Below are 25,720 nucleotides of genomic sequence, written 5' to 3'. Positions count from 1 at the left end.
CGCTCCCTCAATTTGAGGGAACGGCGCTCGTGCGTACAGGTACCCCAGGAGGGAATCGAACCCCCGACCAAGAGATTAGAAGGCTCCTGCTCTATCCTCTGAGCTACTGAGGCATGCATTTCACCGTCTTCGACATCGGTGTGAAATACATTTATAGAGTACACCGAAAAGTCACATTATGGTAAACGAACTCGAAAAATGACACAAATTTATGGAAAAAATCCTGAATCGCCATAGCCTGGTTCCGCGCCATGACAGGGATTTAGACCCAAGTGTTCGTCGAGCTTAATGTTTTTGTAATATTTGACGGGTGCGCCGCGCACGGAGCCTTTCACGTGTCTGAGGGAAGAGCTGCCACCACATCCGTGTGATAGTTCGCTTTACCTGATGCGGATGGAAGCTCAAGTACACCATACGTCGCGTTGCCGGGTCTAACGCCATCAGATAGACGATATAGGCCAGACAGATCAAAATGGCGATAAGACGCGCCATTCCCTGGTTGAAATCGTTCAGATATGGTGAGATGTACAGCTGATCGCATACCGCATACGCCATAAAGAACAGGGTTGTCACGAAGTACCACATCAGCTGGAAGTGAGAGCGCAGACCTGTCGCGGCGATCATAGGAACAGCCCAGAGAATGTACCATGACTGAATCATAGGGCTGAAAAAGAGCATGGCGAGAATCGCGAGGCCTGCGTACCGCACCACATTACGGTATCGACCGACAAATGCGAAGCTTAACGCGCTCAGGATGCCTAGAAGTTTGCCAATATTCTCAAGAATTTTCTTGACAGCATCGAAGGAATCACCGTGCGCGAAAAGCCCAATAAAACCGATCACCAAGCCGATGGGAGTGTACCAAATGTACTGACCGCCCGTAGTAGAGAGCGCGCTGACCCAACCGAAACCAAGGTCGCTTATATAACCTAAAATAGCGAGCTCGGCAAGAAGAATAATTCCTGAGATAAACCAGATAGTGAATTTGCGTACCCAGCTGGCATTGTTACCTGCCCACAGCAGGCCAACAAAGGGGAGTACCACAAGCGCTAGAGGCTTTACCCCGACGCCGAAAGTCACCATCGTAACGCCAAGAACGCCACCATAGACATTGGGGTATCGCTTCGCAAAGTAGAGACCTGCAAGCATAAACATGGTCATCAAGGAATCGTTGTGACCACTCGCTATGAAAGAAGCTATGAACAGGGGATTAGCGCCTACCTGCCAGAGCGCTCGCGTTTGATTATATTTGTAAAGCTGTGCGAGTTTTACGACAAAGAACAAAATGCCGATAACGGCGAGGACACTGACAAGACGAAACAAGAAAATGGCGAGATCGATATTTCCATCGACGATGCGAGCGATGAATTCTTCGATTTTGAGTGAGATAGGCCCGTAGGGCGGAGGAGACTCAGCCCATTGCGGGTCCGCACCATTTTGCATGAAGTTCGCTATCTCAGAAACCCCCTGTTTATAGGGGTTCAGTCCGTGAGCCATAACCATGCCCTGCCCATAGTAGGAGAACATATCGCGACTATAGATAGTAAGAGCAAAAACCTGGGGCAGTGACCAGCAGGTAACAATTGCAATCATCCACCGGAGCGAAGAATTATTCCAGGTACCCATCTTCTGATAGATACGCAGCCACTCACGGCACATAATCATGGCACCTAGCGAAAGCGCGATAATACAAACGATTACCCACGAAACTTCATAACGTATAGTGCGTATCAGATTGTTGCGCCAAAAACCTGAGCTATCTGCAATCCAACCAACGCCGTATGAGCTGAGAGTGATAAGAATAGAGCCAAAGGCACCCAGCAGTAGCGTGCGAAGACGGTTACTGTCAATGTACTTTTGCAGACGCGGCGACGTTGCGGTGGGCTTTGTAAAAAATCTTGACCGCCACTGCATATACCGCGTTTTCATGCGTTAGGAATCCCTTCACTAGGGGTTTTAGCTCTACATCCAATACGCTCTCCATAATACCCGAGCACCTTCATTGTCTCCTGTGTGAAACCCATAAGACCATTGTTCTTCGCACGTGTTTTAGGTCGCGTGTGGGGAAGGTTTGATTCTCATATAGGTCACAATCAAATTTTTTTAGGGTGGTAGATACAGAAAAATAAGAAAGCTATGAGCTGCTGCAGCTGGGAGAGCACGTAGAAAATCTGTAGAGTTAAAGCGTGAGTATTTCAAGTGAACGTATTGTATGGATTGACTGCGAAATGACCGGGCTTGATCTTACACAGGATGCACTGATTGAAATAGGCGTTCTTGTGACGGATTCTGATCTTAATATTTTGGGTGAAGGCGTGGAGCTCGTGATCAAACCCGGCTCTGAGGCACCCGCTGGAGCTCTTGAGAACATGAATAGCTATGTGCGAAAGATGCATGAGTCTTCGGGGCTGCTAGAAGACCTTGAACATGGCGTATCTATGCATGAAGCGCAGGAAGCAGTTCTTAAATACGTCAAGAAGTATGTTCCCGTAGTGGGCAAAGCGCAGTTGGGCGGAAATTCAGTCGGAATGGATAAACGCTTTTTGGAGCGCGATATGCCAGATCTTATGAAGCATTTGCACTACCGCGTAATAGATGTATCGACGATCAAAGAGCTCGCTGCGCGCTGGTACCCGGCTGCTCGTCATAATGCGCCAGTTAAGACCGGAAACCATCGTGCTCTTGGAGATATCGAAGACTCGATTGATGAACTCAAATACTACCGTCGCGCAATTTTTGTTCCAGATGCACCGGATGCGATTACCGCAGCTCGTATAGCTCGCGACGTGGAAGCAGAACGTCAGACTCTTGAAGAGGCGTAAGAGATACGCCGTCTTGGGCTCTGAAAACGTGCTTCGATAGAAGCGCTCGTAGTTGCCCACCGGCTACGGCATCTGCCATAATAAAAAACTGTGTTTGCACTGGGTACGCCCCTGCCGTAGGGGGAAGAGCGACCATAACAGTGCGGACCTTAGAACATCAATCATGTTTTAAGTTAATAGAATTTCTATCCACCTCTTGGGCGATAGATTTAATCGAGTCTATTTGACCTGCGGCAGATGACTCAGGAGAGCAACACATGCAAACTCTTGATTTTCTCGACAAGAAGTCCCTTCGTGACGACATTCCCGATTTTGCACCCGGCGACACCCTGAATGTTCATGTGAACATCGTTGAGGGTAAGAACCGCCGTGTTCAGGTTTTCAAAGGTTATGTTGTTGGACGCCAGGGCGCTGGTATTCGCGAAACCTTCACCGTGCGTAAGATTTCTTTCGGTGTTGGTGTTGAGCGTACTTTTCCGGTGCACTCCCCGGTAATTGAGAAGATTGAGCTTGTTAGCCGCGGCGATGTTCGCCGTGCCAAGCTGTACTATATGCGTGATCGCCACGGTAAGGCAGCTCGTATCCGCGAGAAGCGCGAGTTCTAAGACATATCAAGGTCTTATACATATGGAGTTAGCCGATTCTTCGGCAGAACCTCAGATGAGGCGTCATTCCGTTAGGGGATGGCGCCTTGTTCTTGTGGCTTGCGCTCTTGCACTATGCATTATGCTGGGTATCCGTACCTTTATAGCGGATGTTTACTATATTCCATCTAACTCTATGGAACCTACCTATATGCCCGGGGATCGTGTTTTAGTCTCGAAGCTGTCTGATAGCTCCCACATACATCGAGGCGATATTGTCGTTTTCGATGGTGCCGGTTCACTGTCGCCTTATAAATCAGGGGATGGGTTCTGGAACGACCCAGTAAAACACACAGGTCAGTGGTTGGGTTTAGCCCCTACAGAAACCGTTTACATTAAACGAGTGATTGCACTTGAGGGCGATACCGTATCCTGCTGCACCGACCAAGGAAAGATAACTCTCAACGGAGAGCCTCTAGACGAGCCTTATATCTACCCACAAGACTCACCTTCAACCACAAAATTTAACGTTGTAGTACCGCGCGGACGCATGTGGGTCATGGGCGATCACCGCTCGGTATCAGTTGACTCTAGGTCTTTACTAGGAGCACCTGGTGGAGGGCTAATCCGAACCGATAAGATTATTGGAACCGTGGATTTTCGTCTCCATTTTTGACGTCTGTGTATGTCTACAGGCGTAAAACCCTCAAATAAACTGCATTTGAAGGGCAGACACCTATACAATAGCTAAGAACCATTCGCCCCTAGAAAGGTCTTCGATATGGCTAACCAGTACGGCTCGTCACGTTCATCACGCGATGAGAACTCCGTCCCAGCTAACTATCAGCCGCGGAGTCGCCGTGAGCGCCGGGAGCTTGAAGAGCGCCTGGTCTATGAAGAACAAGAACAGTCGTACATTGAGTCGCAAGAAGATCCAGAGGGCGAGTATACGGATTATGCTTATGAAGACGAGCAGGATGTGTATGAACCGGAAGAACACGATGCCTCAGAGTATATGGAATACCCGGAATATGAGGAAGAACCAGTAGATTTCGAAGAAGCCTCAGCTGAATATGACGATTATCCTTCCGAATATGATGGTAATGATGAGGCGGAATATACGGAAGAGATAGAAGCTGATGAGGAAGAACTGGAGACAGAGCCCGCTCCAGCTCTCAGCGCTAAAGAAGAAAAGAAGCGAAGGAAAAAAGAGAAACAGGCTTTGACCCTCAAACAGGCGCAAGCCGAGGGACGAGTAAGCGAATGGGCTTGGACTCAAGTTCGTGAAACAGGCACGATCATCCTTTATGCTCTGATTATCGCTTTCGTTATTAAAACATTCCTGATTCGCGGCTTTTACATTCCCTCAGGGTCTATGGAAAATACTCTGCAGGTTAACGATCGGGTCTTCATCAACGTTGCCGGGTCGTATTTCAATGACCCCAAACGTGGTGATGTTGTTGTCTTCAAAGACTCACAGGGCTGGATTCCTTCAGGGCAGAAGAGCTCCAACCCCATTTCCGATGGACTTACCTTTGTTGGTATCCTACCCGACACATCCTCAAACTACCTGGTGAAACGAGTCATCGGTCTGCCTGGTGATACGGTAGAAAGTGATGGTAGCGGAAAGATCAAGGTTAACGGTGTTGAGATCACGGAACCCTATCTACACCCCGGGTCAAACCCCTCAGACATTCCCTTTAAGGTGACGGTACCCGAAGGAAAATATTTTATGATGGGTGACCACCGTGATAACTCTGCCGACTCCAGGTTTCACATTGCCGACGGGCACGCCTTCATCCCACGAGATGACATAGCGGGAACAGTTTTCGTGATTGCCTGGCCGCTGAACCACTTCGGAATGTTGGAAGACGAAAAGAATGTCTTCGACTCGATCCCTAACCCGTAATTGACCAGTGTGAACATATTGCCCATCCACGAGGTGGAATAGGAAGAAAATCCTATTCCACCTCGTACCTATAAAACGGGTATACCTCATATACACGATGTTTATATAAGCGACACCAAGCCCCTCGTCCGTTGGTATTTTCACGTGGAAAGATAAGACTACACATGCATAGCGCGAATCTTGAGTATGAACAAAAACTCTTTACCGCAGGGTATCGCTTGATCGCTGGTCTAGACGAAGTCGGGCGTGGAGCATTAGCAGGCCCCGTAAGCGTAGGTGTTGCCGTGTTAGACCAACAAAATCAGCAGATACCTGAAGGACTCACGGATTCAAAAGCCCTAACCCCAAAACGCCGTGAAGCCCTTATACCGCGTATCCAAAAATGGTGTTCCTACGCTATCGGGCACACTACACCCGCCGAAATAGACGTTTTAGGAATGACCTACGCACTACGACTGGCGGCGCAGCGAGCGCTCGCCGATCTTGCGCATCGAGGTTTATACCCTGAGGCCGTACTTTTGGATGGGAAACATGATTGGCTCAGCCCTCAGCCTGCGAATCTGCTCGATTCTATAGACCCTGTATACCGTCGGTATGAGGACTTGCTGCATCGTGTATGGCACAGTGATGACTCGAACGCCAGAAATGGCTGGGACGAGCCGGTAACCATGATCATTAAGGGCGATTATCAATGCGCTTCTATAGCTGCCGCATCTGTGGTGGCCAAAGTCGAGCGTGATGCTTTGATGGGCTCCCTCGCGGCGGAGAACTCACACTATGGCTGGGCGAAGAATAAGGGATACGGGTCTGTTGCGCATCGTCAGGCTATTAGCGAGTATGGGCCTAGTGTTTACCATCGCCTTTCATGGTCGTTACCGACTACGGAAGAGCAGCTGATGAATGCATATATCGGTCGTGGTGAAGTAACGAAGATTTCGGGGGGAGATGGGGAAAGTTAATGAGTGCAGAAGAACTGGAAAACTATGAGACCGATGCTCAACTAGCATTGTACCGGGAGTACCAAGATGTTATGTCGCTATTTAGCTATGCCGTTGAAACGGACCGCCGGTTTTATCTCGCAAATAAGGTCGATGTAACGCCTCAGATCCGCGAGGGAACCATATACTTTGAGGTCGTGATGAATGATGTGTGGGTGTGGGATGTTTTTCGCACTAATCGGTTCGTCAAGAATGTTCGAGCTTTTTCGACTCGTGACGTAAATGTTGAAGAACGGCTACCAAATCAGGACTTTACGGTGCCAGAAATTGCTGATCTCCCCGATGACTTAGGATAAAAGCGACCGTAGCGCGGCAAAAGACTGAGCTTAATATAGCGGTTTATAGTCGGCTCTCAGACTCAAATTTTTGGGTTTAGTGGGAAGTTTTTCGTATAAATCGCTGTGGATAACAAAGAAAAGTGTCCCACTCCCTTAGGTTTTCCACAAATCTCAGAGTAGAGCCCGCGTACTATGGATAAAGCGGTCATAGTAGAGGCAAGAACATCTGCTATGCGCCAAGAATCTGGGGAGCTAGTGAGCTTCGCATGAGTTTTGGTGTTCTCATGAGGAGCCACTATGACCGCTATAACGTCGCGCACGCCATCGAGCCGCACACTGGGAAAGCCAAGCTGGATTCGTAGACCTGCGAAGGCACATCGGGTGGGGCGCTGGGGCGAAGACTTAGTTGCCCAGATTCTTAGTGTTAATGGGTACCGGATTCTGGAACGTAACTGGCGTCCGCCCGCAGGGCTAGATATTCCGTTGCGGGGAGAGCTAGATCTTATTGCTATTACTCCCCAGGACGAGCTGGCTTTTGTCGAAGTTAAAACTCGATCCTCAGAAGAGTACGGGCATCCTTTTGAAGCTATCAATGGTGATAAGGCTAAACGCACACGTGAACTCGCTATACTATGGTGTCGTCTACGCGAGAACCTTGATTTTGGGCATTTTCGTGTTGATGCTATTGCGGTGACAGGAACTCCTGAAAAGTTCACCTTCGAACACTTGATGGGGGTGGCGTAGTGGGGTTTGCACGTACGTACTCTGTAGCTTTGGTTGGGCTTCACGGCCATATCGTTGATGTTGAGGCGGATGTCTCTCAGGGGCTTCCCGGGTTTGTGCTCTTGGGCCTTCCTGATACAGCTCTTAACGAATCTAAAGAGCGTGTTCGCTCTGCCGCTAAGAACTCGGGTATTTCGTTAACACAGCACAGACTCACCATTAACCTGACACCCGCAACACTGCCTAAGCGTGGCTCTGGGTTTGATCTTGCGATGGTAATCGCGGCTCTGCAAGCTGAACGAAATTTACATCCTAGCGGCGATTGCGTTTTTCTTGGGGAGCTAGGGCTCGACGGTTCTTTGCGGTCTGTTCCTGGCATACTGCCAGCTGTAAAAGCTGCTGCTGATGCGGGGCACTCGCGCGTAGTGGTGCCCCATGCCAACGTTGCAGAGGCATCGTTAATCCCGGGAATTCAGGTTGCCGGATTTCGGTGTTTGGCAGAAGTATTTTCTGCTTTCGGAGCGAGCACAGAGAACCTGAAATATCCACCAGCGCCGGTTGAGTCGATGACTCCGAATCCTTCTGCGCATACTGCGGTATTAGCTGATATGTCTGATGTTGCGGGGCAACAACAGGGAAGATTTGCCCTCGAAATTGCTGCCGCCGGGGGACATCATATTTTGTTGCAGGGTCCTCCCGGATCTGGGAAAACAATGCTGGCAGAGCGGCTTCCTACTATTCTGCCTCTTCTTGATGATGAAGCAGCTATGGAGGTAACAGCGATTCAATCGCTCTGCTCATCGGACGCATCTTTGAGCGAACTAGTACGTATACCGCCTTTTGAAGCTCCGCACCATAGCGCATCTGCACCCGCTATTTTGGGAGGAGGCAGCGGAATCCCGCGACCGGGTTGCGTTTCAAAAGCCCATCGCGGAGTACTTTTTCTGGACGAAGCTCCAGAGTTTAAACGTACAGTGCTCGATTCTTTGCGCCAGCCTTTGGAGAGCGGAGAAATAGTTCTTGATCGAGCTGCGGCCTCAGCAATTTACCCCGCCCGGTTTCAATTAGTTCTTGCTGCCAACCCTTGCCCTTGTGGAATGAACGTAGGTACCGGTGCTGATTGCACCTGTACCCCTCGTGAGCGACGCTCATATTTCAGCCGTTTATCGGGACCACTTCTTGACCGTATAGACCTCAATCTTATGGTTCCTAAAGTATCCTCCGCCGAGCTTGCCAGTCAAGAACGCGGGGAAAGTTCTCGTAGCATTCGAGAAAGGATTATCACAGCTCGTGCTGCCCAGGTGGAAAGATTATCTCCCTATGGGTTACGGGTTAACGCTGAGACGAATGGAAAAATTCTACGCGGACCGCTTCGGCTGAAATCAACCTTGGTACAAGGTCTTAACCGAGCCGTAGACCGGGGCACTTTAACAGCGCGCGGATACGATCGAGTGTTACGCACCGCATGGACTCTGAGCGACCTAGACGGCACGACCTCACCCCAACAGGAACATCTTGATGTGGCTTTATTCCTGCGGCAGCAGGGTGGGCATCAAGGGCTATAAAAATTATCCACGTTGATGGAATAAACGAGCATAGTGAAGAGAGAACTATCATGCCAGACGTACTTTTAGACGTAGAAAACCATACATATTTTCAACAGCTAATGATGTATCGCCGGAAAGAGCTTGAAAGCCTAAACCAAGCGTACATCCCGGAACCTTTTGAAAGTTCAACACCGTTTCAGTGGCGAATAAATGCGAAGTTGCAGGATGAAGAAGCCGAGCTGCTATTTGAGGAAAACCTGGAACCGGAAGAACGGATACGCCAGGTGCGAGCCTATATTCGGTTATGTACCGCCCTTATTATGCGCTTTGCTGATCCTGCGGACCCTCTGATCGTTGAGGGACTAAAAACTTTGGGGGCTCCGCTTACTTTGTATTGCGTGACTAATCCGGAAGGAATGACGGAAACGTGGTGGAATGGGGGAGAACCCAGCGAAGAAATTGCCGATGTACTTCGTGCCGCAGGGGTCAGTTATACACCCGGTCAGCATTCCATGAGCTATGAGGACTTTACTCGTGGTATCGCAAAGAAGCGTAGGAGATGGCAGGGACGTCAGCGATTTGAACCTCGACGTGAATGCGCTATGGCGGTATCTTGCGGTATATGGCTTGTAACCCCTGTTGACGATTTTTGGCCTAACCACCTGCAAGATTTAGGGGATGAAACTCCGTATGGTCTGTGGGGCAAGGGTGATCCCGCAAAATTACGGATACTAACAGAGTATTTTCAGAAATGTGTTGCGGTCGTTGGTTCGCGCGATGCGAGTGTGTACGGGGCTGATGCAACATCATATTTAGTACACGAATTAGCGCAGAAGAGTCACATTATTATCTCCGGTGGGGCTTATGGCATTGATGTGGCTGCCCATCGTGCTGCGCTTGCCGCAGGAAATGCTGCGGTTCCTACGATTGCGCTCATGGCTGGAGGCCTGGATCATTTCTATCCCGTGCAGAACAGCGAGATTTTGCACCGTATTGTGGAGGAAGGCCTTATTCTGAGCGAAGTATCTATTGGAAATACACCCACACGGTGGAGATTCCTAGAGCGTAACCGTCTTATTGCCGCCCTTTCACACGACATTGTGGTGGTAGAAGCACGTTGGAGGTCGGGCGCCCTCAACACCGCCCGGCACGGACTTGAAATCGGACGGGAACTTTGGGCTGTTCCAGGGAATATTAACTCTCCGAACTCTGTAGGCTGCCACAGGCTTATTCGGGATGGTCATGCTCATATCCTGAGCGAGATACAAGATATTCTGGAAGCTCGTGAAGGGTTCGATGCTCTGCAGGAAGAAAAGCAAAGTCATGATCACGAGCAAAGTACAATTCTCGATACCATGTCGGAGGCGCAGGGACGGCTTTGGGACATGATGTCCCCGCGGGCCTATCGATCGGCGGAAGAACTTGCGGGCCACATCGGCTTGCCTTTGCGCGGTACTATGGTAGAACTGAGCCAATTGGCGCAACAAGGTCTGGCAGAAACCGATGGGTTCGGGTGGCGTAAAATACGGCAGGCAGCTCGCTCAGCATCATAGCTTAGTACATGGACTTGCTAACCTCGTAGAAGAGATAGGGGCAGAAAGGAGGAAGGCGAAATGACAGCCGCATTTTGGGATGATAATAAAGAGCTTTCAAAGACTTTACCTATGCCCGATGCAGTTCTACCGGAAAGTTCATTAGCCCCTACCCTCCCCATGTCTGCAAGCCAGCAGGACTCCACCCCAGACCTTGCTCCCGCCTTATCTGGAGAAGTATTTTTACCTATTGTCGAGCATTTCGAACGTTATCTCAGGTACGAGAAGTATCGTTCCGAAGAGACTATCCGATCGTACATATCTGATCTCTGCGGGTTTTTCGGCTTTATCGGACGACGAGGAATTAGCCGTGTTGAAGATGTAAACCTGCAGCTTATCCGTGAATGGCTGGGGTCTATGCACCTGAAACAAAATGCCAAGACAACTGTAGCTCGACGTGGTTCGACCCTGCGCACTTTTTTCAGCTGGGCTCATGAGGAAGAACTTATCACAGAAAATCCTACCCGGGGAATGAGTACGCCTAAGCGTGACCGACATCTTCCTGCTGTCCTGAGTCAGGAACAGATGAGCTCCGTTTTGGACACCGTAGCATTGCGATGCCGCGAAAATCCGCAGGATATCCGGATGCTGAGGCTTTGGGCTGTTCTAGAGGTTCTGTACTCATCGGGTATGCGTATCTCAGAACTTACAGGCTTGAATCTATCGAGTGTAGACCGAGCTAATAAGACGGTTCGCGTTATCGGTAAAGGTAATAAAGAACGTGTTGTACCATTGGGAACCCCCGCGATGAAAGTTCTTTCACAGTGGGTCAAAATAGGGCGCCCGTATTGGATAGCCAAAGGTTCACGCGATGTAACTGCCCTGTTTATAGGGCCACGCGGCAAACGTGCAAACCCTCGACAAATTCGTGAAGATATTAGCCGAATCCTACGTACACTTGAGAATACCGAGGTTTCAGGGGCACATGTCCTTCGTCATTCTGCTGCAACTCATCTTATTGACGGAGGGGCAGACATTCGTACCGTTCAAGAGCTGTTAGGGCACGCATCGCTCTCAACGACACAGATCTATACTCATGTCTCCATGAAACGTTTAGCAGATACCTATATTCGTGCTCATCCGCGAGCTTGATTGTACGGAAGCGGAAAAGGCTATTGAAGTTTTTCGTGTGCTTGCCCTGCGCGGTAAGCGAAAAATGATGACGTTACAAGAAGCAACTGGTACTTAGAAGGCATAAGATGTCAAGACCAATATCCAGCGGAGCCTGTGGTGGGTGCTTATGGAATATACCGGCTAGGACAAAAGATGGGTAGAATATCTCTGGAGCGTTTATCATAATATGTGGCATTTTGAGCTACTCCGTACGATGATAAAGCGATAGAATACTATACGCGAGAGCGTCATGAGCTATTTGAAAGGTCAAGAATGTACGCTATTGTCTGCCCCGGTCAAGGATCTCAAAAAAAGGGCTTTCTCACTCCTTGGCTTGAGATGGTTGGAGTTCGTGAACACCTTGAGCGTCTCTCACAAGCAGCAGAGCTTGACCTTATCCATTACGGCACCGAAGCCGAGGAAGAAGCTATTAAAGACACTGCTATTGCTCAGCCTTTGATTGTTGCTGCAGGTATTGTCACCGGGCGTCTAACGCTTGCTCGTCTAGGATCAGAGAATCTACTTTTCGCGGGGCACTCCGTAGGAGAAATTACAGCAGCTGCGCTTTCTGGAATTCTTAGCGATGAAGATGCTATGCGTTTTATTCGCGTTCGTGCCACCGGCATGGCCCAAGCCGCCGCTGCATCCCCAACCGGTATGGCAGCAGTCCTGGGCGGCGATGAAGAAGAGGTTCGTGAAGCAATTAAAGCGGCGCAGCTAGTTGCAGCCAACTCCAATGGCGGTGGACAAATCGTTGCAGCAGGCGCACTTGACGCTCTTGAAAAATTCACTGAGAATCCACCGGCTCGTACTCGTGTTATTCCGCTTAAAGTTGCTGGTGCCTTTCATACAGAAGCTATGGCCCCGGCCGTGGAACCACTCAAGAAATTTGCAGACACGATCACGGTTGAAGATCCAAAGCACAAAATTTTGAGTAATCGCGATGGCTCTGTGGTCGCTTCCGGACAGGAATTTCTCGATTCTCTCGTCAAGCAGGTTACAAACCCTGTGCGGTGGGATCTGTGTATGGCTCAGATGTTGCAAGACGAAGTCACCGATATTATTGAGGTAACACCTGCAGGAACCCTCGTCGGATTGGCAAAACGCGCAATGCGTGGTGTACCTTTCACCGCCGTTAACGCTCCTGAAGACCTCGAAAAATTTGGTGTATAGGTTTAAGGCGTATCAGATCAGACCCACGAAGAAACAGCTCAAGGAACAGTAAACACGTGACTACCCTCAAACAATATGAGAACAATCGTTACTCCCGCATTTTAGGCTATGGGGCTTCCCGTGGTGAGGTGATTGTTCATAATAACGATATCGTTGAAGCTATCAACTCGTCTGATGAGTGGATTAAGCAGCGTACCGGGATTTCAACTCGACATCGAGCTAGCGAAAACCAAACCGTTAATGACCTTGCAATCGCAGCAGCTCATGATGCGCTCGCCAACTCACACGTGACGGGTGAACAGATTGATGCCGTTATTATCTCAACAATTTCCCATCCGTATGCTACTCCGTCACTAGCTGTTCTGGTTGCGGATGCCATTGGGTCTCGGTGTCCTGCTTACGATATTTCTGCGGCCTGCGCTGGCTTCTGCTATGGTATAGCTCAGGCAGATGCTATGGTTCGTTCTGGTATGGCGCAGAATGTTCTCGTGATAGGCGTTGAAAAACTCTCAGATTTTATAGATAATACGGAACGTTCTATCTCATTCTTGTTGGGAGATGGAGCGGGTGCGGCTGTTGTCAGCGTATCGGACGAACCCGGCATCGCCCCGACTATTTGGGGGTCAGACGGCTCTCGTTGGGAGACTGTCGGAATGACCCATTCCCTCCTCGATATCCGTAACCGTGACTTTGTCGCTAACCCTGTGCAGGAAGATGAAAAGATTTGGCCTACCCTGCGTCAAGATGGACCTTCAGTCTTCCGCTGGGCTGTGTGGGAAATGGCAAAAGTTGCACAGCAGGCTTTAGAATCGGCAGGTATTACTCCGGATGAGCTGGGTGCATTAATTCCGCACCAGGCTAATGCTCGCATTATCGATCAGATGGCAAAAACACTGAAATTGCCTGAAAATGTCGCTATTGCGCGAGATATTACTGATGCTGGTAACACGTCTGCAGCCTCCGTTCCTTTGGCAGCGCATCGTCTTTTGCAGGAACAACCTGAACTTTCTGGAAAATTTGCACTACAGATTGGTTTTGGGGCCGGTCTTGCATATGCGGCACAGGTTGTTGTTCTTCCGTAAGTTATCGAGATCACTCTTAAGGTATCTGAATATACCTTTTATGAGATACCTCAAATTCGTACCTGCAAACACTAGATTTACAGTACGAATTTGAAAAACTCGGGGTTATTGTGTGAGATACTTACACAGACACGATAAACTCGATTATGCACATGCTCTTAACCAGGAGCGTGCTACCACTTCTATGACAAAGGAGCCCTTCATGGCTAACAAAGAAGAGATCCTCGCAGGTCTTGCTGAGATTGTAAACGAAGAGACCGGTGTTGAAGTTGAAGATGTTCAGCTGGATAAGTCCTTCACCGAAGACCTCGATATTGACTCTATCTCGATGATGACTATCGTAGTGAACGCTGAGGAAAAGTTCGAAGTTACTATTCCAGACGAAGAGGTCAAGAACCTCAAGACTGTTGGTGACGCAGTAGACTTTATCGCAAAAACAGCCTAAATTAGGCTGCCGATGATGGGCGCGGGCAAGTAACCGCGCCCATATGTCTAGTTTCACCCTCCACCGATATAACCAAGAAAGTGTGAAGATGTCTCGAAAAGTGTTGGTGACCGGTCTCGGCGCAACCACTCCTATTGGCGGCGACGTCCCCACCACCTGGGCAAATGCGCTTAAAGGCGTCTCGGGTATCACTAAAATTGATGAGCCCTGGGTAGAAGAATACAGCCTGCCTGTTTACATCGCTGGGCGCCTCGCAGAGCCTGCTCACGAGTCAGAACGACTCACCAAAGTTGAAGCAAAGCGCTTAGATCCTTCAGGACAGCTAGCACTTATCGCTGCTCGTGAAGCCTGGGAAGATGCTGGTTTTTCGGGTTCCGACGCTGAATCCGCAGAAGAAGTTGATCCCTTACGCACCGGTGTAGCATTTGGTACTGGTATCGGTGGTGTGTGGACCCTGCTTGATGCATGGGATACACTGCGTGAGAAAGGGCCTCGAAGGGTTCTTCCCATGACAGTTCCCATGTTAATGCCTAACGGCAACGCAGCCGCTGTGTCGATGAACCTGAAAGCGCGCGCCGCTGCTCAAACCGTCGTATCTGCCTGTGCTTCTTCAACGGAAGCTATGGAACTGGGGGTCGATATGATTCGCACAGGTAAAGCAGATGTGGTTGTTGTCGGCGGTTCCGAAGCAGCAATTCATCCTCTTCCTTTAGCGGCCTTTGCGCGTATGCAGGCGTTGTCATCGCGTAACGATGACCCCGAAAAAGCCTCACGCCCTTATGATGTGGATCGTGACGGATTTGTGATGGGCGAAGGTGCCGCGGCTATGATTCTTGAGTCAGAGGAGCATGCCCGAGCCCGTGGAGCGCGAGTCTATGCCGAGCTAGCAGGTACCGGTGTCTCTGCTGATGCCTTCCATATAACCGCTCCCGATCCTGATGCTCTAGGAGCCACACGAGCTCTACGCGAAGCACTCAAAGATGGGGATATTGACCCTACTACAGTTGTGCATATTAACGCACACGCAACCTCAACTCCTGCGGGGGATCTACCGGAAGCAACTGCTATGCATGCTACTTTCGGTGAGCATACAAAGAATATTGCTGTTTCTGCAACCAAGTCTATGACGGGGCATCTGTTGGGTGGTGCAGGAGCCCTTGAAGCAGTGCTTACCGTATTGGCGATTTACAACCGTAAAGCTCCGGCTACTATTAATCTGGAAAACCAAGATCCACAGATTGATCTTGACGTTGTGACACAGGCACGGGAGCTTTCTGAAGGAAAGATTGTTGGTATCTCTAATTCCTTTGGCTTTGGTGGACATAACGCAGTCGTCGCGTTCCGTTCTGTTGAGTAACTCTGCATAATACTGCATTGGGGTCTTCTCAGAAATTACCTGAGAAGACCCTTTTCGTATCTGTGTACAGCTGAACCCACGAAAAACAGTGAGGTACGCATACTTAAAGCAGCTGTCATATCTGAAAGTACCGCGGGTAATAATACAGGGAGGATTCCCCACAAAACTGTGGGAAATCCTCCCTGTTAATGAAGAGCGACTATTTTACTTGTGCTTATAGCGGTAGATAAACGCTGCCATCGCGCCCCGTTCAACAGGTTGCCAAGGACGGAAGGTGCCATCAGCCCAGCCGGTAGCAATACCAGTACCTTTGAGCCACATAATTTCTCGATAGAATTGGTTATTCGCTCCAACATCTGAGAAATTACGACCTGCGGGTACCGCTGGCTTCCCCGCGAAACGGTAGAAGAATGCTGCCATCGCATCGCGGTTGACGCTATCGTGCGGACGGAAGGTACCGTCTGCCCATCCGGTAGCGATACCTTGCTGATGCATCCAGACAATTTCGCGATAGAACTGGTCTTGAGGCGATACATCGCGGAAAGGTGAACGTGCTGGAAGATTAACCGGGGGAGAGCCAGCCATACGGTAGAAATAAGCTGCCATCGCAGCGCGTTCTACACCTGCGTCCGGTCGGAAAGTGCCATCCGGCCAACCGGTAGTAATTTTCTCGTTGGCTAACCATTCAATTTCTTTATAGAAAGGCGAGCTCTGCGGAACATCCCGGAACCGGGTCTTAGGAGCCGTTTCTACTCGGGGCGCGGGTTGAGGATGCCATGAACGGTTCTTTGCCCCCGCGTTGGTGGCTAGTGCACGTAAATCGTGAACCGTACCCGGGAAGAAATTCGAGTCTCCAACAAAAGGTCCTTCAGAAGAGAACTGCCATATATCGTAATTACCCCACCCGGCTGGCATAGGACCGGGATAGTAGTTGTAATTTGCTAGATGCAGGAGATGGTTACCGAACTCTGTTGCGCCTACGCATTGCCTCCACCAGTAATTAGCGGTATAAATCATAGGATATCGACCGGTGAGGCTGCGGTAGGTCTCCATGAAATCACGAATCCACCGAGTGAGATCGGCACTGCTCATGTTGTAGCAGGTGTTGCCAAGACTTGGATATGGGTTGTATTCAATATCGAGTAGGCCGGGCATTGTAATTCCGTCGTTACTCCATCCACCGCCATGTCTGACAAAATAGCGTGCCTGTTCAGCTCCAGAGGTGGAGCGTGGGTTGGCAAAATGATAGGCACCACGAATCATGCCCGACTGCGCGGAACCGTTGTATTGCTGAGCAAAGTAAGGGTTAGTGTAATAGTTACCCTCTGTTGCTTTTGTGTATGCAAAACGGGAGCCCATATTATATGCACGGTTCCAGTCTACGTTTCCTTGGTATGAAGAAACGTCCATACCGAGGGTTCCACTTGTGGGAGTCCACATGGAAGTGGCATTAGGGGAGATCTTGCCAAGAGTTGAGGATTGCGACTCTGCAAGGCGAGCTCGCTCACCTGCACCCATTGGAGTATTCATTTCCTCGTGAGCGGGAATTTGAGCTGTAGCAGAAGCATCAGAAGTATTTTCATGAGCTACTGCCGGGCTTATAGTTCCTAAAGCCAGCACCATAGCGCCAACGGCTGCGATGGTCTTTGAGATAGACTTTTGCCGGTTAAAAAGTTTCATGTTTACCTGCAATTTTATTTAGTTGTGTATGTGAGAGTGATATGTGCTGCGCATGATTTAAAAATACGAATGAGTTTTTCGATTCTTAAAAATGCACTGCAGTTCGTGCTCTTCAGAGGAAGCATGAACGAAATGTATTCTAGAGATAATTTCCTATAAATTTCAAATATTCTGCTTCTTTGTAGCATGGTTTTTCGGGGTTGTGAGCATTTTTTGAGCATCAAGTATTAATATTTCTTATATTCCAGATTTAATATCATTAAATTATATATTAAACCTCATATATGGTGAAAATAGTTTTATATTTTTTAATATAAACAGGTAGGAGTGAACAATACATTCTATATGAGAGTGCATAATATCTAAATCACAGACTTAGGTGTACGTAAATTAGTTATATCTTTACCTACACATGTGCAAGTACTGGTGCCTTCCCCAAGACCTGCTTTTGGCGAGCTTGCGCGGTATGCCATAATTGACCCGTAATCGTGCTCCGGGGTCGGTGAAATTCCGAACCGGCGGTGACAGTCCGCGAACCGTGTGCATCAATATTGTGATGCCTATGGCCGAACCGGTGAAATTCCGGTACCGACAGTACAGTCTGGATGGTAGGTAGCACGAGCAGAAAGCACGGGATGCGGTCACGGTATATATTCGAAACCGTTATCTAATGTTCCAGCAATTGCTGGAATCAATGCATTTTGTTCTCCCCGGAGTCGCCGCAATGACGATGAAAGGGAGGAACAGTGAACGTTCTGCGGTGGCTCTTCGACGCACAAATACAGTTTGGAGACCAGATTCTTCTTGTGCGCGAAGTTTTAGGTAACCTTTTCGGTTTAGCCTCAGCGTTGGGCGGAATGCGCCGTAAAGTCTGGGCATGGCCGATCGGTATAGCCGGAAATCTGCTGCTTTTTACCGTTTTTATGGGTGCCTTCTTCGGCAGCCCCAACCCCATTAATATGCTTGGTCAGGCTGGGCGCCAGATTATGTTCATAACTGTTTCTGTATGGGGCTGGTATCGTTGGCGGCAATCCTGCAGAGTTCAAGGAACGCGTGCCGAGGGGGCAGCTGTAATTCCACGATGGGCATCCAGGATGGAACGTTTTAGCGTTATCTCTGTACTTATTCTTGGCACGATAGCGTTAACCCCAATATTTCGTTCTCTAGGGTCATACGAGCCTGTATGGTCAGATGCTTGGATATTTACCGGTTCGCTTATGGCGACCTATGGTATGGCACGAGGATGGGTAGAGTTCTGGCTAATTTGGGTTGCTGTTGATATTGTTGGTGTTCCGCTACTTTGGGGTGCAGGCTACTATGCCACCTCGCTGATGTATGTTTTCTACGGATGCTTTACTCTTGTAGGCTTCTTCGTATGGTGGAGTACTCGGAACCGTGAAGAAAAAACCCGAGTTCAAACGCAATTTCCAGATATTACTGTTGACGTGGAATCGAGCAAATCATGACAACGTATCTAGGTCCTGAGATGTATACGCCCGTAAATGACCTTGACTATTCTGCTGCGGAGTACGGACATCTTCAAGGAATACCTGCTTCGGTAACCATGAAGATCCCTGAAGGGGCATTGACCGATGATTGTGCTATGCGTTTAGCTTTAAAAGCCGCTCGTCAGGGTATACGAGGGGCTAATCCACTTGTGGGGGCAATTATTACAAACTCCACCGGTCAAGTACTGCATGTTGGATGGCATCGTGGGGCGGGAACCCCTCACGCTGAAGCGGATGCCCTAGCTCAAGCCCGCGCGGCTGGCACGGATATGAGCGATGCAAAAATGTATGTTTCGCTAGAACCCTGCAATCATACAGGCAAAACCGGTCCGTGCTCGCATGCTATCAAAGAAGCTGGAATTTCTCAGGTCTTTTATGCATATCCAGATAGGAGCGCTCAGGCTTCTGGCGGAGCAGAATATTTACGCTCTCACGGAATCGTAACAACATATATGCGAGAATTTGCTGACGACTCGTACGCGCTAAATGAACGATGGTTTATTTCGGTCGCAGAAAAACGACCATTTATTACCGTTAAATCTGCTTCAACTCTTGACGGTTTTATCGCGGCAGCAGACGGCACCAGTAAATGGATAACTGGTTCACAAGCACGTGCTGATGGGCATCTCATCCGAAAACGCGCAGACGCCGTGATGATCGGAACCCGCACTACACTCCTTGATAATCCCTCACTAGATGCCCGTGATATCTCAGGGCAACGCTACAAGAAACAGCCTTTACGGGTTGTCATGGGAGAAACAGATATACCAAGCACCTATAAAGTGTGTGGTCTAGGTACAAGAGACCCAGAAAATTACATGCAGGTTTACACTCACGAGCCCCGAGTCCTTCTTGACGAACTTTACAGTCGTGGGGTGCGACACCTCATGATTGAGGGAGGACCGGGAATGGTTGGCCTATTTACCGGGGAAGATCTTCTTGACGAACTTGTTTGGTACCGCGCTCCTATACTCATGGGGCACGGTAAAAGTGCAATGTACCGACTTATTACCAACACGTTGGAAAATGCCCCTCGTCTGCAGCTTGATGATCTTGGGATGTTTCCATCAGTTCGGGTCTTAGGTGAAGACACCGCAACGCACCTGATACCAAGCCCACGCAGTACCGCAAAAAATACACCGGGTATTCGTCGTGTACTTCCACGTTTCACGCACAAATATTTTCCAGATCCACGAGAATAAAAACTACAAAAGTTATGCATAATTCCTGGAAACAAAGTGCAGGAAAGGGACCATCGTCTTTGAGATCGTTCCGGTATGCACCTGCACGATATTTCGGGGAATAAAAGACTCATCTTTATAGTTATAGTGCAAGTATCGTAGCGGCATCTGAATTCCATCCTGGTACAGCTGCCACAGAGGAGAAGACACACATGTTTACAGGAATTATCGGTGCGCTAGGTACCGTTGAGTCCGTTCAACCAGTCTATGACGCTCAAGGGACTTCGACCGGAGCTGCATATATCACTATTAACGCTGGTGATATTGTCTCTGACTTGGAGCATGGAGGATCCCTAGCTGTCAACGGTGTATGTCTAACTGCCGTCGATGAGGATAGCATTGAACCGCAGCAATTTCGCGCTTATGCCATGGAGGAGACGCTCACTCGGACTAATTTAGGCACACTAGCTCAAGGAACGATCGTTAACCTTGAACGGTGTATGCCTGCCAACGGAAGGTTTGACGGACACGTAGTCCAGGGACACGTAGATGGTATCGCGACGGTTACATCAATAACTGAACATGATGCATGGTGCACTATTCGTTTTTCCATTCCTCAAGAACTTGCTCCGTATCTGGTTGAGAAAGGTTCTATCGCCGTCTCCGGCGTATCGCTGACAGTAACAGCAGTTTCTGCCTCTGCTGAGAGCGCTCCTTGGTTTGAAGTCGGTTTGATTCCTGAAACTCTTAGCGCAACTAATCTAGGGCAGCTTACCGTAGGAGACACTGTCAATCTTGAAACAGACGCGCTCGCTAAATATGTAGCCCGGTTGATGGAAATGAGAAATGTAGATTTCCATGAAACTTCCGTAGTTGCACAAGAGCTGGATTCTATTCAGGAGGCCATTGAGGCTATCTCCGCCGGTCGAGCTGTCGTTGTAGTGGATGATGAAAACCGTGAAAATGAGGGAGATATAATTTTTGCGGCTGAATATGCTACAGAAGAACTCATGGGATTTACTATCCGCTATACTTCCGGAGTGATATGTGCTCCAATGAGTCACGAACGCGCAGACAGCATGAACTTGCCGCCGATGACCGCGCACAATGAAGATCCTAAAGGTACTGCATATACGGTTTCTTGCGATGCGCGTGTAGGAACCACAACAGGTATTAGCGCCGCCGATCGTGCCCGCACAGTCAGAGTTCTTGCAGACGCCTCAGCGGGCCCTGAAGATTTGAGCCGTCCGGGGCATATATTTCCCTTGCGTGCCGTAGCTGGTGGGGTTTTGGAACGTGCTGGGCATACAGAAGCGGCCGTAGAACTTACTCGTGCGGCAGGTCTTTCGGGCGTAGGCGTTATCGCCGAGCTTGTTCATGATGATGGAAGTATGATGCGCTTTGAGGCTTTGCGCTCTTTTGCAGCTGCACACAGCCTCCCCATGATTTCGATCGAAGACCTTATTCAGTATGTGAAGGAACGAGCATGAGTGATACCCCAGAAAAGCAGAGCACTCAGCACAAGCACATACCCTCAGAGCTCGAATTCGAGAAACGCGATCTTGCTGAGAGATTTGCCCACCAATACACAGCTTCGCCTTTAGACTTAGTGCCTCATCCCAGTCCGCAACTGGTGGAATCGACCGTTGAGGTTATTGTTCCTACACCCCATGGAAACTTTGGGGTACGTGCTTGGCGGTTTGCCGATGGTGCTGAGCATATGAGCATTCGTGCTATAGACGCCCAAGGGAACCCTATTGCATTTTCGGGAGAAGCTCAGATTCCCGCAGTGCGAATCCACTCCGAATGTGCTACTGGAGATATTCTGGGCTCCTTCCGATGCGACTGTGGTCAGCAGCTTGAGAATGGGTTAAAAATTCTCTCGCGTTATGGTGGTTGGATGCTCTATATTCGCAATCATGAAGGGCGAGGTATTGGGCTTGTAAATAAGCTGCGAGCCTATGCACTTCAAGACGTTGGCCTTGATACCCTAGACGCAAATTTAGCGCTTGGCTTAGACGAAGATATGCGTGATTACACGCAGGCGGCACTTATTCTGCAAGAACTCGGGGTTCATAATCTGCGACTTATCACAAATAATCCGGCAAAGGTTGACGCGCTGACCGAGCTGGGGCTTGAAGTACATGAGGTAATTCCTGACGAAATTCCGGCGCGTGCTGAGAACGCCAAGTACCTTGAAACAAAACGTCGGCGTATGGGGCATAGGCTCCATGGGCCTAGTATATAGTTCTTCTGGCTGATAACAGCTTGCTGTGTGGTCAGAGGACGACTTTGCGATATAAACCAACGACACCAAGGAGTTAAGAAATATGAGCGGCGCAGGAGCAGCAGATACCACTCTCAATCCTGAGGACTACACTGGATTCAAACTAGCTATTGTCGCGGCAAGCTGGCACACTCAGGTCATGGAAGGGTTACTCGATGGGGCGCAGCGCGCCGCCGCTGATGCGGAGCTGGAGCCGACTATTGTGCGTGTTCCGGGGACTTTTGAACTACCTGTTGCAGCAACCCGTCTTGCCGAAAAATACGATGCGATTGTTGCCCTCGGCGTTGTTATTCGCGGTGGAACTCCTCACTTTGACTTCGTATGTCAGGGCGCTACGAGCGGTCTGACCGATGTTTCCGTGCTGACTGGTCGCCCGGTCGGTTTCGGGGTACTCACTTGCGATAATGAACAACAAGCTCTAGACCGTGCCGGACTTCCTGGTTCCTCTGAAGACAAAGGCTATGAGGCAACGGCGGCAGCTTTGCAAACCGCAGCGACTCTCAAACGACTGAGCTAATTAACAGCGCGAAGTGTCAATTTTGATACTTCGCGCTGTTTGTTCAAACCACTGTTAGATGTGGTGGAACTTGTACACTAATACGAGAGCCCCAGGCAACAGTTTGGGCATCAGCAATCAAGCACGAAGGATTAGTCCTATGCAGGATTTGGGCATTATCTCACCCTCTCTTGAAGAATTCCGGGAACGCGCGGTGACTCACCGAGTTATTCCGGTGTGCATCAAAATTCTTGCAGACTCGCTCACACCCATTGGTATTTATCGTTCGCTGGTTCTACACGATGGTGCCGCTGATCCTGGAACTTTTTTGCTTGAATCGGCTAAGACCGCGACCGAGGGGGAATCGGCAGCTTGGGACCGGTATTCTTTTATCGGCGCTTCTTCTCGTTCAACCCTGACCACACGAGACGGCAAGATATATTGGCAAGGGCAAACTCCGGCGGGAGCCCCAACAGAAGGCGACCCCGTTGAAGCTATTGATCAAACCCTTCGTATGCTTCATACTGAACCGGTTCCTGGCCTTCCACCGTTAACATCGGGGTTGGTAGGTTACTTGGGCTGGGACGTAGTACGCCGCTGGGAAAACCTGCCGTATCCGCCAGCTGATGACGTGAATCTCCCAGAATTTGCCTTGAATATGGTTTCTGACATGGCAATCCATGATAATACTGACGGTACAGCGCTCTTGATCGCAAATGCCATTAACTTCAACGGTACCGATGAAAATGTGGATGATGCATACGTCGATGCGGTCGAACGTCTGCACCGTATGCTGCAGCAGCTAGAACAGGGTGCCTCTGAAACGGCATCGGTTTTAACCGGAGTTTCTGAGGTAAATGATCGAATTCATCGTGAGGTTACTCAAACCTGGTCGGTGCAAGGGTATCAAGACGCAATTGATCGGTGTAAGAAAAATATTATTGATGGCGACGTCTTTCAGATCGTGATCTCACGTCGTTTTGAAGTTGAAACCGGCGCGGATGCGCTTGATGTCTATCGCGTCCTTCGTCAATCTAACCCTTCACCCTACATGTACCTCTTTAACTTTGAAGATGCTGAGGATGTTCCTTTCCAAATTGTTGGTTCTTCCCCAGAAGCCTTGGTGACCCTCAAGGAGGGTCGTGCGACCTCGCATCCTATCGCTGGTTCCCGGCCTCGCGGTGCAACTCGTGAACAGGATATAGCTCTTGCTGAAGAGCTTCTTGCCGATCAAAAAGAGCGCTCTGAGCATTTGATGCTGGTTGATTTGGCGCGTAATGATCTGTCTCGAATTGCAAAGCCTGGAACGGTCTCTGTTGATGAGTTCATGGTGATTGAGCGGTTTAGCCATATCATGCATATTTCTTCCTCAGTGAGTGCTGAACTTGACCCTCAATTCAGTGCTTACGATGTACTTCGCGTTGCTTTTCCGGCGGGGACTCTCTCGGGGGCTCCCAAACCGCGGGCCATGCAGCTTATCGATGAGTATGAGCCGACCCGCCGTGGGGTTTATGGGGGTGTCTGCGGATATTTTGATTTTGCTGGAAACATGGACATGGCTATTGCAATTCGTACTGCTGTTCTCAAGGGAACAAAAGCTTACGTACAGGCTGGAGCCGGTATTGTGATGGACTCCAACCCGGAGTCCGAGACTGAAGAGACCGTAAATAAGTCAGCTGCTCCGCTCCGTGCCGTATTGACGGCATCGGGTCTGAAACCTCTGCAGACAAAACGCGTTACCACAGCAGATTAAGAACCTGCGGGAGGGCATAATCCCATGAATACACAGCGGCATAAATCCTCGTCTTTGAATCAATCAAATAACTACGAGACAACGAGTACTGCTACGGCTTTTAGTGCGGCGGATGAAAACTTACACTCGAAACCTGCGCGACTACAAGCGCCTGGACTGGTGCTTTTAGCAGGGCTTGCTGTGGCTGCCCTTGCCTTTAGTACGACGCTTTTTCCTTGGGTCCAAGCGCATGTGAACGGGGTCTTGGGGGAACAAAACCTTGACATTAACGGGTCTCAAGCGGCGCCCGCAGTAAGCGCGCTGGCGATGGTAGCTTTAGCAGCTCCTTTAGCGGCACGCATAGCCCCTCAGCTTTTGCGGTATGTTATCGCATTTGTAAGTTTAGGATCCGGGGCGGGTATTATTTTTTCTGCGCTGTCGGTGGTGATGAATCCCGCAGATGCGGTTGTAACTGAGACCAGCAAGGTAACGGGAACCGTGGCGTCTACAGGTGCGTATGCTGTGACTGTTTGGCCGTGGATTTCATGCATATCAGGTTTTCTTATTATGTGCGTGGGACTTTGGACTCTTGTGGTGGCTCGACACTGGCAAGGTGGGCGTAAATATGACCGCACAGTGCGTAACATGCAAGAAGCTCCCGGTGAGGTCGACAATATGGATGCATGGGACCTGCTGAGCAGGGGAGAAGACCCTACCGCAGAGAAATAGTTTTAATAGTAAAAAGGTTTCAAACGCTGCGAGTTGTACACCCGTGCCTGCCTAAATATTTGTACGATTCTCACCAGCAAATTCACAGAAGACGAGGTCATGACCTAAAATCGAAGAAAGGACGTCTGTACGCATTATTCGCGTATCTGTGCACACACATGAGGAGTTTTCGTGACGGAAGAGAAAGTTGTTATTGTTCCTGAACGCCCGTATGCAAATCACGGTAGCACCGTAGCGTCGTGGGTTATGATCGCCATCATGACGGCCGGGGTACTTGTTGGTGCTGTTGCGTATGATCTGGCTCAGCCCGTTATCGTCTTTGTTGGTGCTGGCATTATCGTGCTGGGTCTAGTGGCTGGATTGCTTCTCAAGAGTGCTGGCTACGGCCAAGGTGGTTCTAAAACCAAAAATACTGAGCGTCACTAGTAAATACGCTATGAGCGCCTCGCCCATGACGAGGCGCTCTCTCTTGTGCTATCTCAAA

24 protein-coding genes, 1 tRNA gene and 1 riboswitch are annotated in these 25,720 nt (G+C 49.5%); of the genes, 22 read left to right on the top strand and 3 right to left on the bottom strand.

What is annotated here, in order from left to right; translation table 11 throughout:
• Positions 1–40: 40 nt before the first annotated feature.
• Positions 41–113: transfer RNA gene (locus HMPREF2981_RS09590), tRNA-Arg, on the bottom strand.
• Positions 114–285: 172 nt separating this feature from the next.
• On the bottom strand, positions 286–1,929 hold the full coding sequence (mptB, locus tag HMPREF2981_RS09585) for a polyprenol phosphomannose-dependent alpha 1,6 mannosyltransferase MptB (RefSeq protein ID WP_070448634.1): 1,644 nt from the start codon (positions 1,927–1,929) through the stop codon (positions 286–288).
• Between the two features lie 257 nt (positions 1,930–2,186).
• On the opposite strand from mptB, the gene orn reads away from it, so the two are divergent.
• From orn to fabF, 14 genes are all read left to right on the top strand, one after another.
• Positions 2,187–2,822: an oligoribonuclease gene (gene orn, locus HMPREF2981_RS09580; RefSeq protein ID WP_070662648.1), complete on the top strand. Its 636-nt coding sequence runs from the start codon at positions 2,187–2,189 to the stop codon at positions 2,820–2,822.
• A gap of 257 nt (positions 2,823–3,079) precedes the next feature.
• Entirely contained in the window at positions 3,080–3,427 is a 348-nt protein-coding gene (gene rplS, locus HMPREF2981_RS09575; RefSeq protein ID WP_070662645.1) for a 50S ribosomal protein L19, read from the top strand.
• Between the two features lie 22 nt (positions 3,428–3,449).
• Complete coding sequence (gene lepB, locus HMPREF2981_RS09570) at positions 3,450–4,082, top strand: signal peptidase I (protein WP_070662642.1); 633 nt, start codon at positions 3,450–3,452, stop codon at positions 4,080–4,082.
• Positions 4,083–4,187: 105 nt separating this feature from the next.
• Positions 4,188–5,315 carry a signal peptidase I gene (gene lepB / locus HMPREF2981_RS09565; protein WP_070662639.1) on the top strand — a complete coding sequence of 376 codons (1,128 nt, stop codon included), beginning with the start codon at positions 4,188–4,190 and terminating at the stop codon, positions 5,313–5,315.
• A gap of 164 nt (positions 5,316–5,479) precedes the next feature.
• Positions 5,480–6,274 (top strand): ribonuclease HII, encoded by a 795-nt coding sequence (locus HMPREF2981_RS09560; RefSeq protein ID WP_070662636.1) that lies wholly within the window; start codon positions 5,480–5,482, stop codon positions 6,272–6,274.
• Positions 6,274–6,609: a DUF2469 domain-containing protein gene (locus tag HMPREF2981_RS09555; RefSeq protein WP_013398957.1), complete on the top strand. Its 336-nt coding sequence runs from the start codon at positions 6,274–6,276 to the stop codon at positions 6,607–6,609. Before HMPREF2981_RS09560 ends, HMPREF2981_RS09555 begins: the two co-directional genes overlap by 1 nt.
• Positions 6,610–6,888: 279 nt before the next feature.
• A complete protein-coding gene (locus tag HMPREF2981_RS09550; RefSeq protein WP_238789094.1) occupies positions 6,889–7,335 on the top strand; it encodes a YraN family protein in 447 nt (148 codons plus the stop codon).
• Entirely contained in the window at positions 7,335–8,879 is a 1,545-nt protein-coding gene (locus HMPREF2981_RS09545) for a YifB family Mg chelatase-like AAA ATPase (protein WP_070662633.1), read from the top strand. The genes HMPREF2981_RS09550 and HMPREF2981_RS09545 overlap by 1 nt, the downstream gene beginning before the upstream one ends.
• A gap of 200 nt (positions 8,880–9,079) precedes the next feature.
• A complete protein-coding gene (dprA, locus tag HMPREF2981_RS09540) occupies positions 9,080–10,414 on the top strand; it encodes a DNA-processing protein DprA (protein ID WP_246825444.1) in 1,335 nt (444 codons plus the stop codon).
• A 60-nt stretch (positions 10,415–10,474) separates the two neighbouring features.
• Positions 10,475–11,545 (top strand): tyrosine recombinase XerC, encoded by a 1,071-nt coding sequence (locus HMPREF2981_RS09535; RefSeq protein WP_083313888.1) that lies wholly within the window; start codon positions 10,475–10,477, stop codon positions 11,543–11,545.
• 294 nt (positions 11,546–11,839) lie between these two features.
• Positions 11,840–12,739 (top strand): ACP S-malonyltransferase, encoded by a 900-nt coding sequence (locus HMPREF2981_RS09530; protein WP_070662628.1) that lies wholly within the window; start codon positions 11,840–11,842, stop codon positions 12,737–12,739.
• Between the two features lie 56 nt (positions 12,740–12,795).
• The gene (locus tag HMPREF2981_RS09525) at positions 12,796–13,821 is read left to right on the top strand and encodes a beta-ketoacyl-ACP synthase III (RefSeq protein WP_070662626.1); all 1,026 of its coding nucleotides are present in this window, start codon (positions 12,796–12,798) and stop codon (positions 13,819–13,821) included.
• Positions 13,822–14,023: 202 nt separating this feature from the next.
• Positions 14,024–14,266 carry an acyl carrier protein gene (locus HMPREF2981_RS09520; protein WP_004004541.1) on the top strand — a complete coding sequence of 81 codons (243 nt, stop codon included), beginning with the start codon at positions 14,024–14,026 and terminating at the stop codon, positions 14,264–14,266.
• An 88-nt stretch (positions 14,267–14,354) separates the two neighbouring features.
• Positions 14,355–15,623, top strand: coding sequence for a beta-ketoacyl-ACP synthase II (gene fabF / locus HMPREF2981_RS09515; RefSeq protein ID WP_070662624.1), 1,269 nt, complete (start codon positions 14,355–14,357; stop codon positions 15,621–15,623).
• A gap of 204 nt (positions 15,624–15,827) precedes the next feature.
• On the opposite strand, the gene HMPREF2981_RS09510 is transcribed toward fabF, so the two are convergent.
• The gene (locus HMPREF2981_RS09510; RefSeq protein WP_070662621.1) at positions 15,828–17,303 is read right to left on the bottom strand and encodes a GH25 family lysozyme; all 1,476 of its coding nucleotides are present in this window, start codon (positions 17,301–17,303) and stop codon (positions 15,828–15,830) included.
• Positions 17,304–17,787: 484 nt separating this feature from the next.
• Positions 17,788–17,926, top strand: a riboswitch (FMN riboswitch).
• A 123-nt stretch (positions 17,927–18,049) separates the two neighbouring features.
• Between HMPREF2981_RS09510 and pnuC the strand changes: the two genes are divergently transcribed.
• The 8 genes from pnuC to HMPREF2981_RS09470 all read left to right on the top strand — a co-directional run bounded on the left by pnuC (position 18,050) and on the right by HMPREF2981_RS09470 (position 25,662).
• Positions 18,050–18,769, top strand: a complete 720-nt coding sequence (gene pnuC / locus HMPREF2981_RS09505; RefSeq protein ID WP_048779804.1) for a nicotinamide riboside transporter PnuC — start codon at positions 18,050–18,052, stop codon at positions 18,767–18,769.
• Positions 18,766–20,013, top strand: coding sequence for a bifunctional diaminohydroxyphosphoribosylaminopyrimidine deaminase/5-amino-6-(5-phosphoribosylamino)uracil reductase RibD (gene ribD / locus HMPREF2981_RS09500; protein WP_048779803.1), 1,248 nt, complete (start codon positions 18,766–18,768; stop codon positions 20,011–20,013). Before pnuC ends, ribD begins: the two co-directional genes overlap by 4 nt.
• Before the next feature lie 191 nt (positions 20,014–20,204).
• On the top strand, positions 20,205–21,482 hold the full coding sequence (gene ribB, locus HMPREF2981_RS09495; RefSeq protein WP_048779802.1) for a 3,4-dihydroxy-2-butanone-4-phosphate synthase: 1,278 nt from the start codon (positions 20,205–20,207) through the stop codon (positions 21,480–21,482).
• Positions 21,479–22,240: a GTP cyclohydrolase II gene (locus HMPREF2981_RS09490; RefSeq protein WP_048751638.1), complete on the top strand. Its 762-nt coding sequence runs from the start codon at positions 21,479–21,481 to the stop codon at positions 22,238–22,240. Before ribB ends, HMPREF2981_RS09490 begins: the two co-directional genes overlap by 4 nt.
• A gap of 82 nt (positions 22,241–22,322) precedes the next feature.
• The gene (gene ribH, locus HMPREF2981_RS09485) at positions 22,323–22,796 is read left to right on the top strand and encodes a 6,7-dimethyl-8-ribityllumazine synthase (protein WP_070662618.1); all 474 of its coding nucleotides are present in this window, start codon (positions 22,323–22,325) and stop codon (positions 22,794–22,796) included.
• A 139-nt stretch (positions 22,797–22,935) separates the two neighbouring features.
• Positions 22,936–24,528, top strand: a complete 1,593-nt coding sequence (locus HMPREF2981_RS09480; protein WP_070662615.1) for an anthranilate synthase component I — start codon at positions 22,936–22,938, stop codon at positions 24,526–24,528.
• A 24-nt stretch (positions 24,529–24,552) separates the two neighbouring features.
• A complete protein-coding gene (locus tag HMPREF2981_RS09475) occupies positions 24,553–25,236 on the top strand; it encodes a Trp biosynthesis-associated membrane protein (protein ID WP_070662612.1) in 684 nt (227 codons plus the stop codon).
• Positions 25,237–25,407: 171 nt separating this feature from the next.
• Entirely contained in the window at positions 25,408–25,662 is a 255-nt protein-coding gene (locus HMPREF2981_RS09470; RefSeq protein ID WP_048779795.1) for an HGxxPAAW family protein, read from the top strand.
• Positions 25,663–25,720 lie beyond the last annotated feature (58 nt).

Origin of the sequence: Rothia sp. HMSC069C01 (genome assembly GCF_001814655.1) — a bacterium.
Classification (GTDB): domain Bacteria; phylum Actinomycetota; class Actinomycetes; order Actinomycetales; family Micrococcaceae; genus Rothia; species Rothia dentocariosa.
The sequence above is the reverse complement of the archived record's forward strand: the minus strand, read 5'-3'. Positions and strand labels throughout refer to the sequence as shown.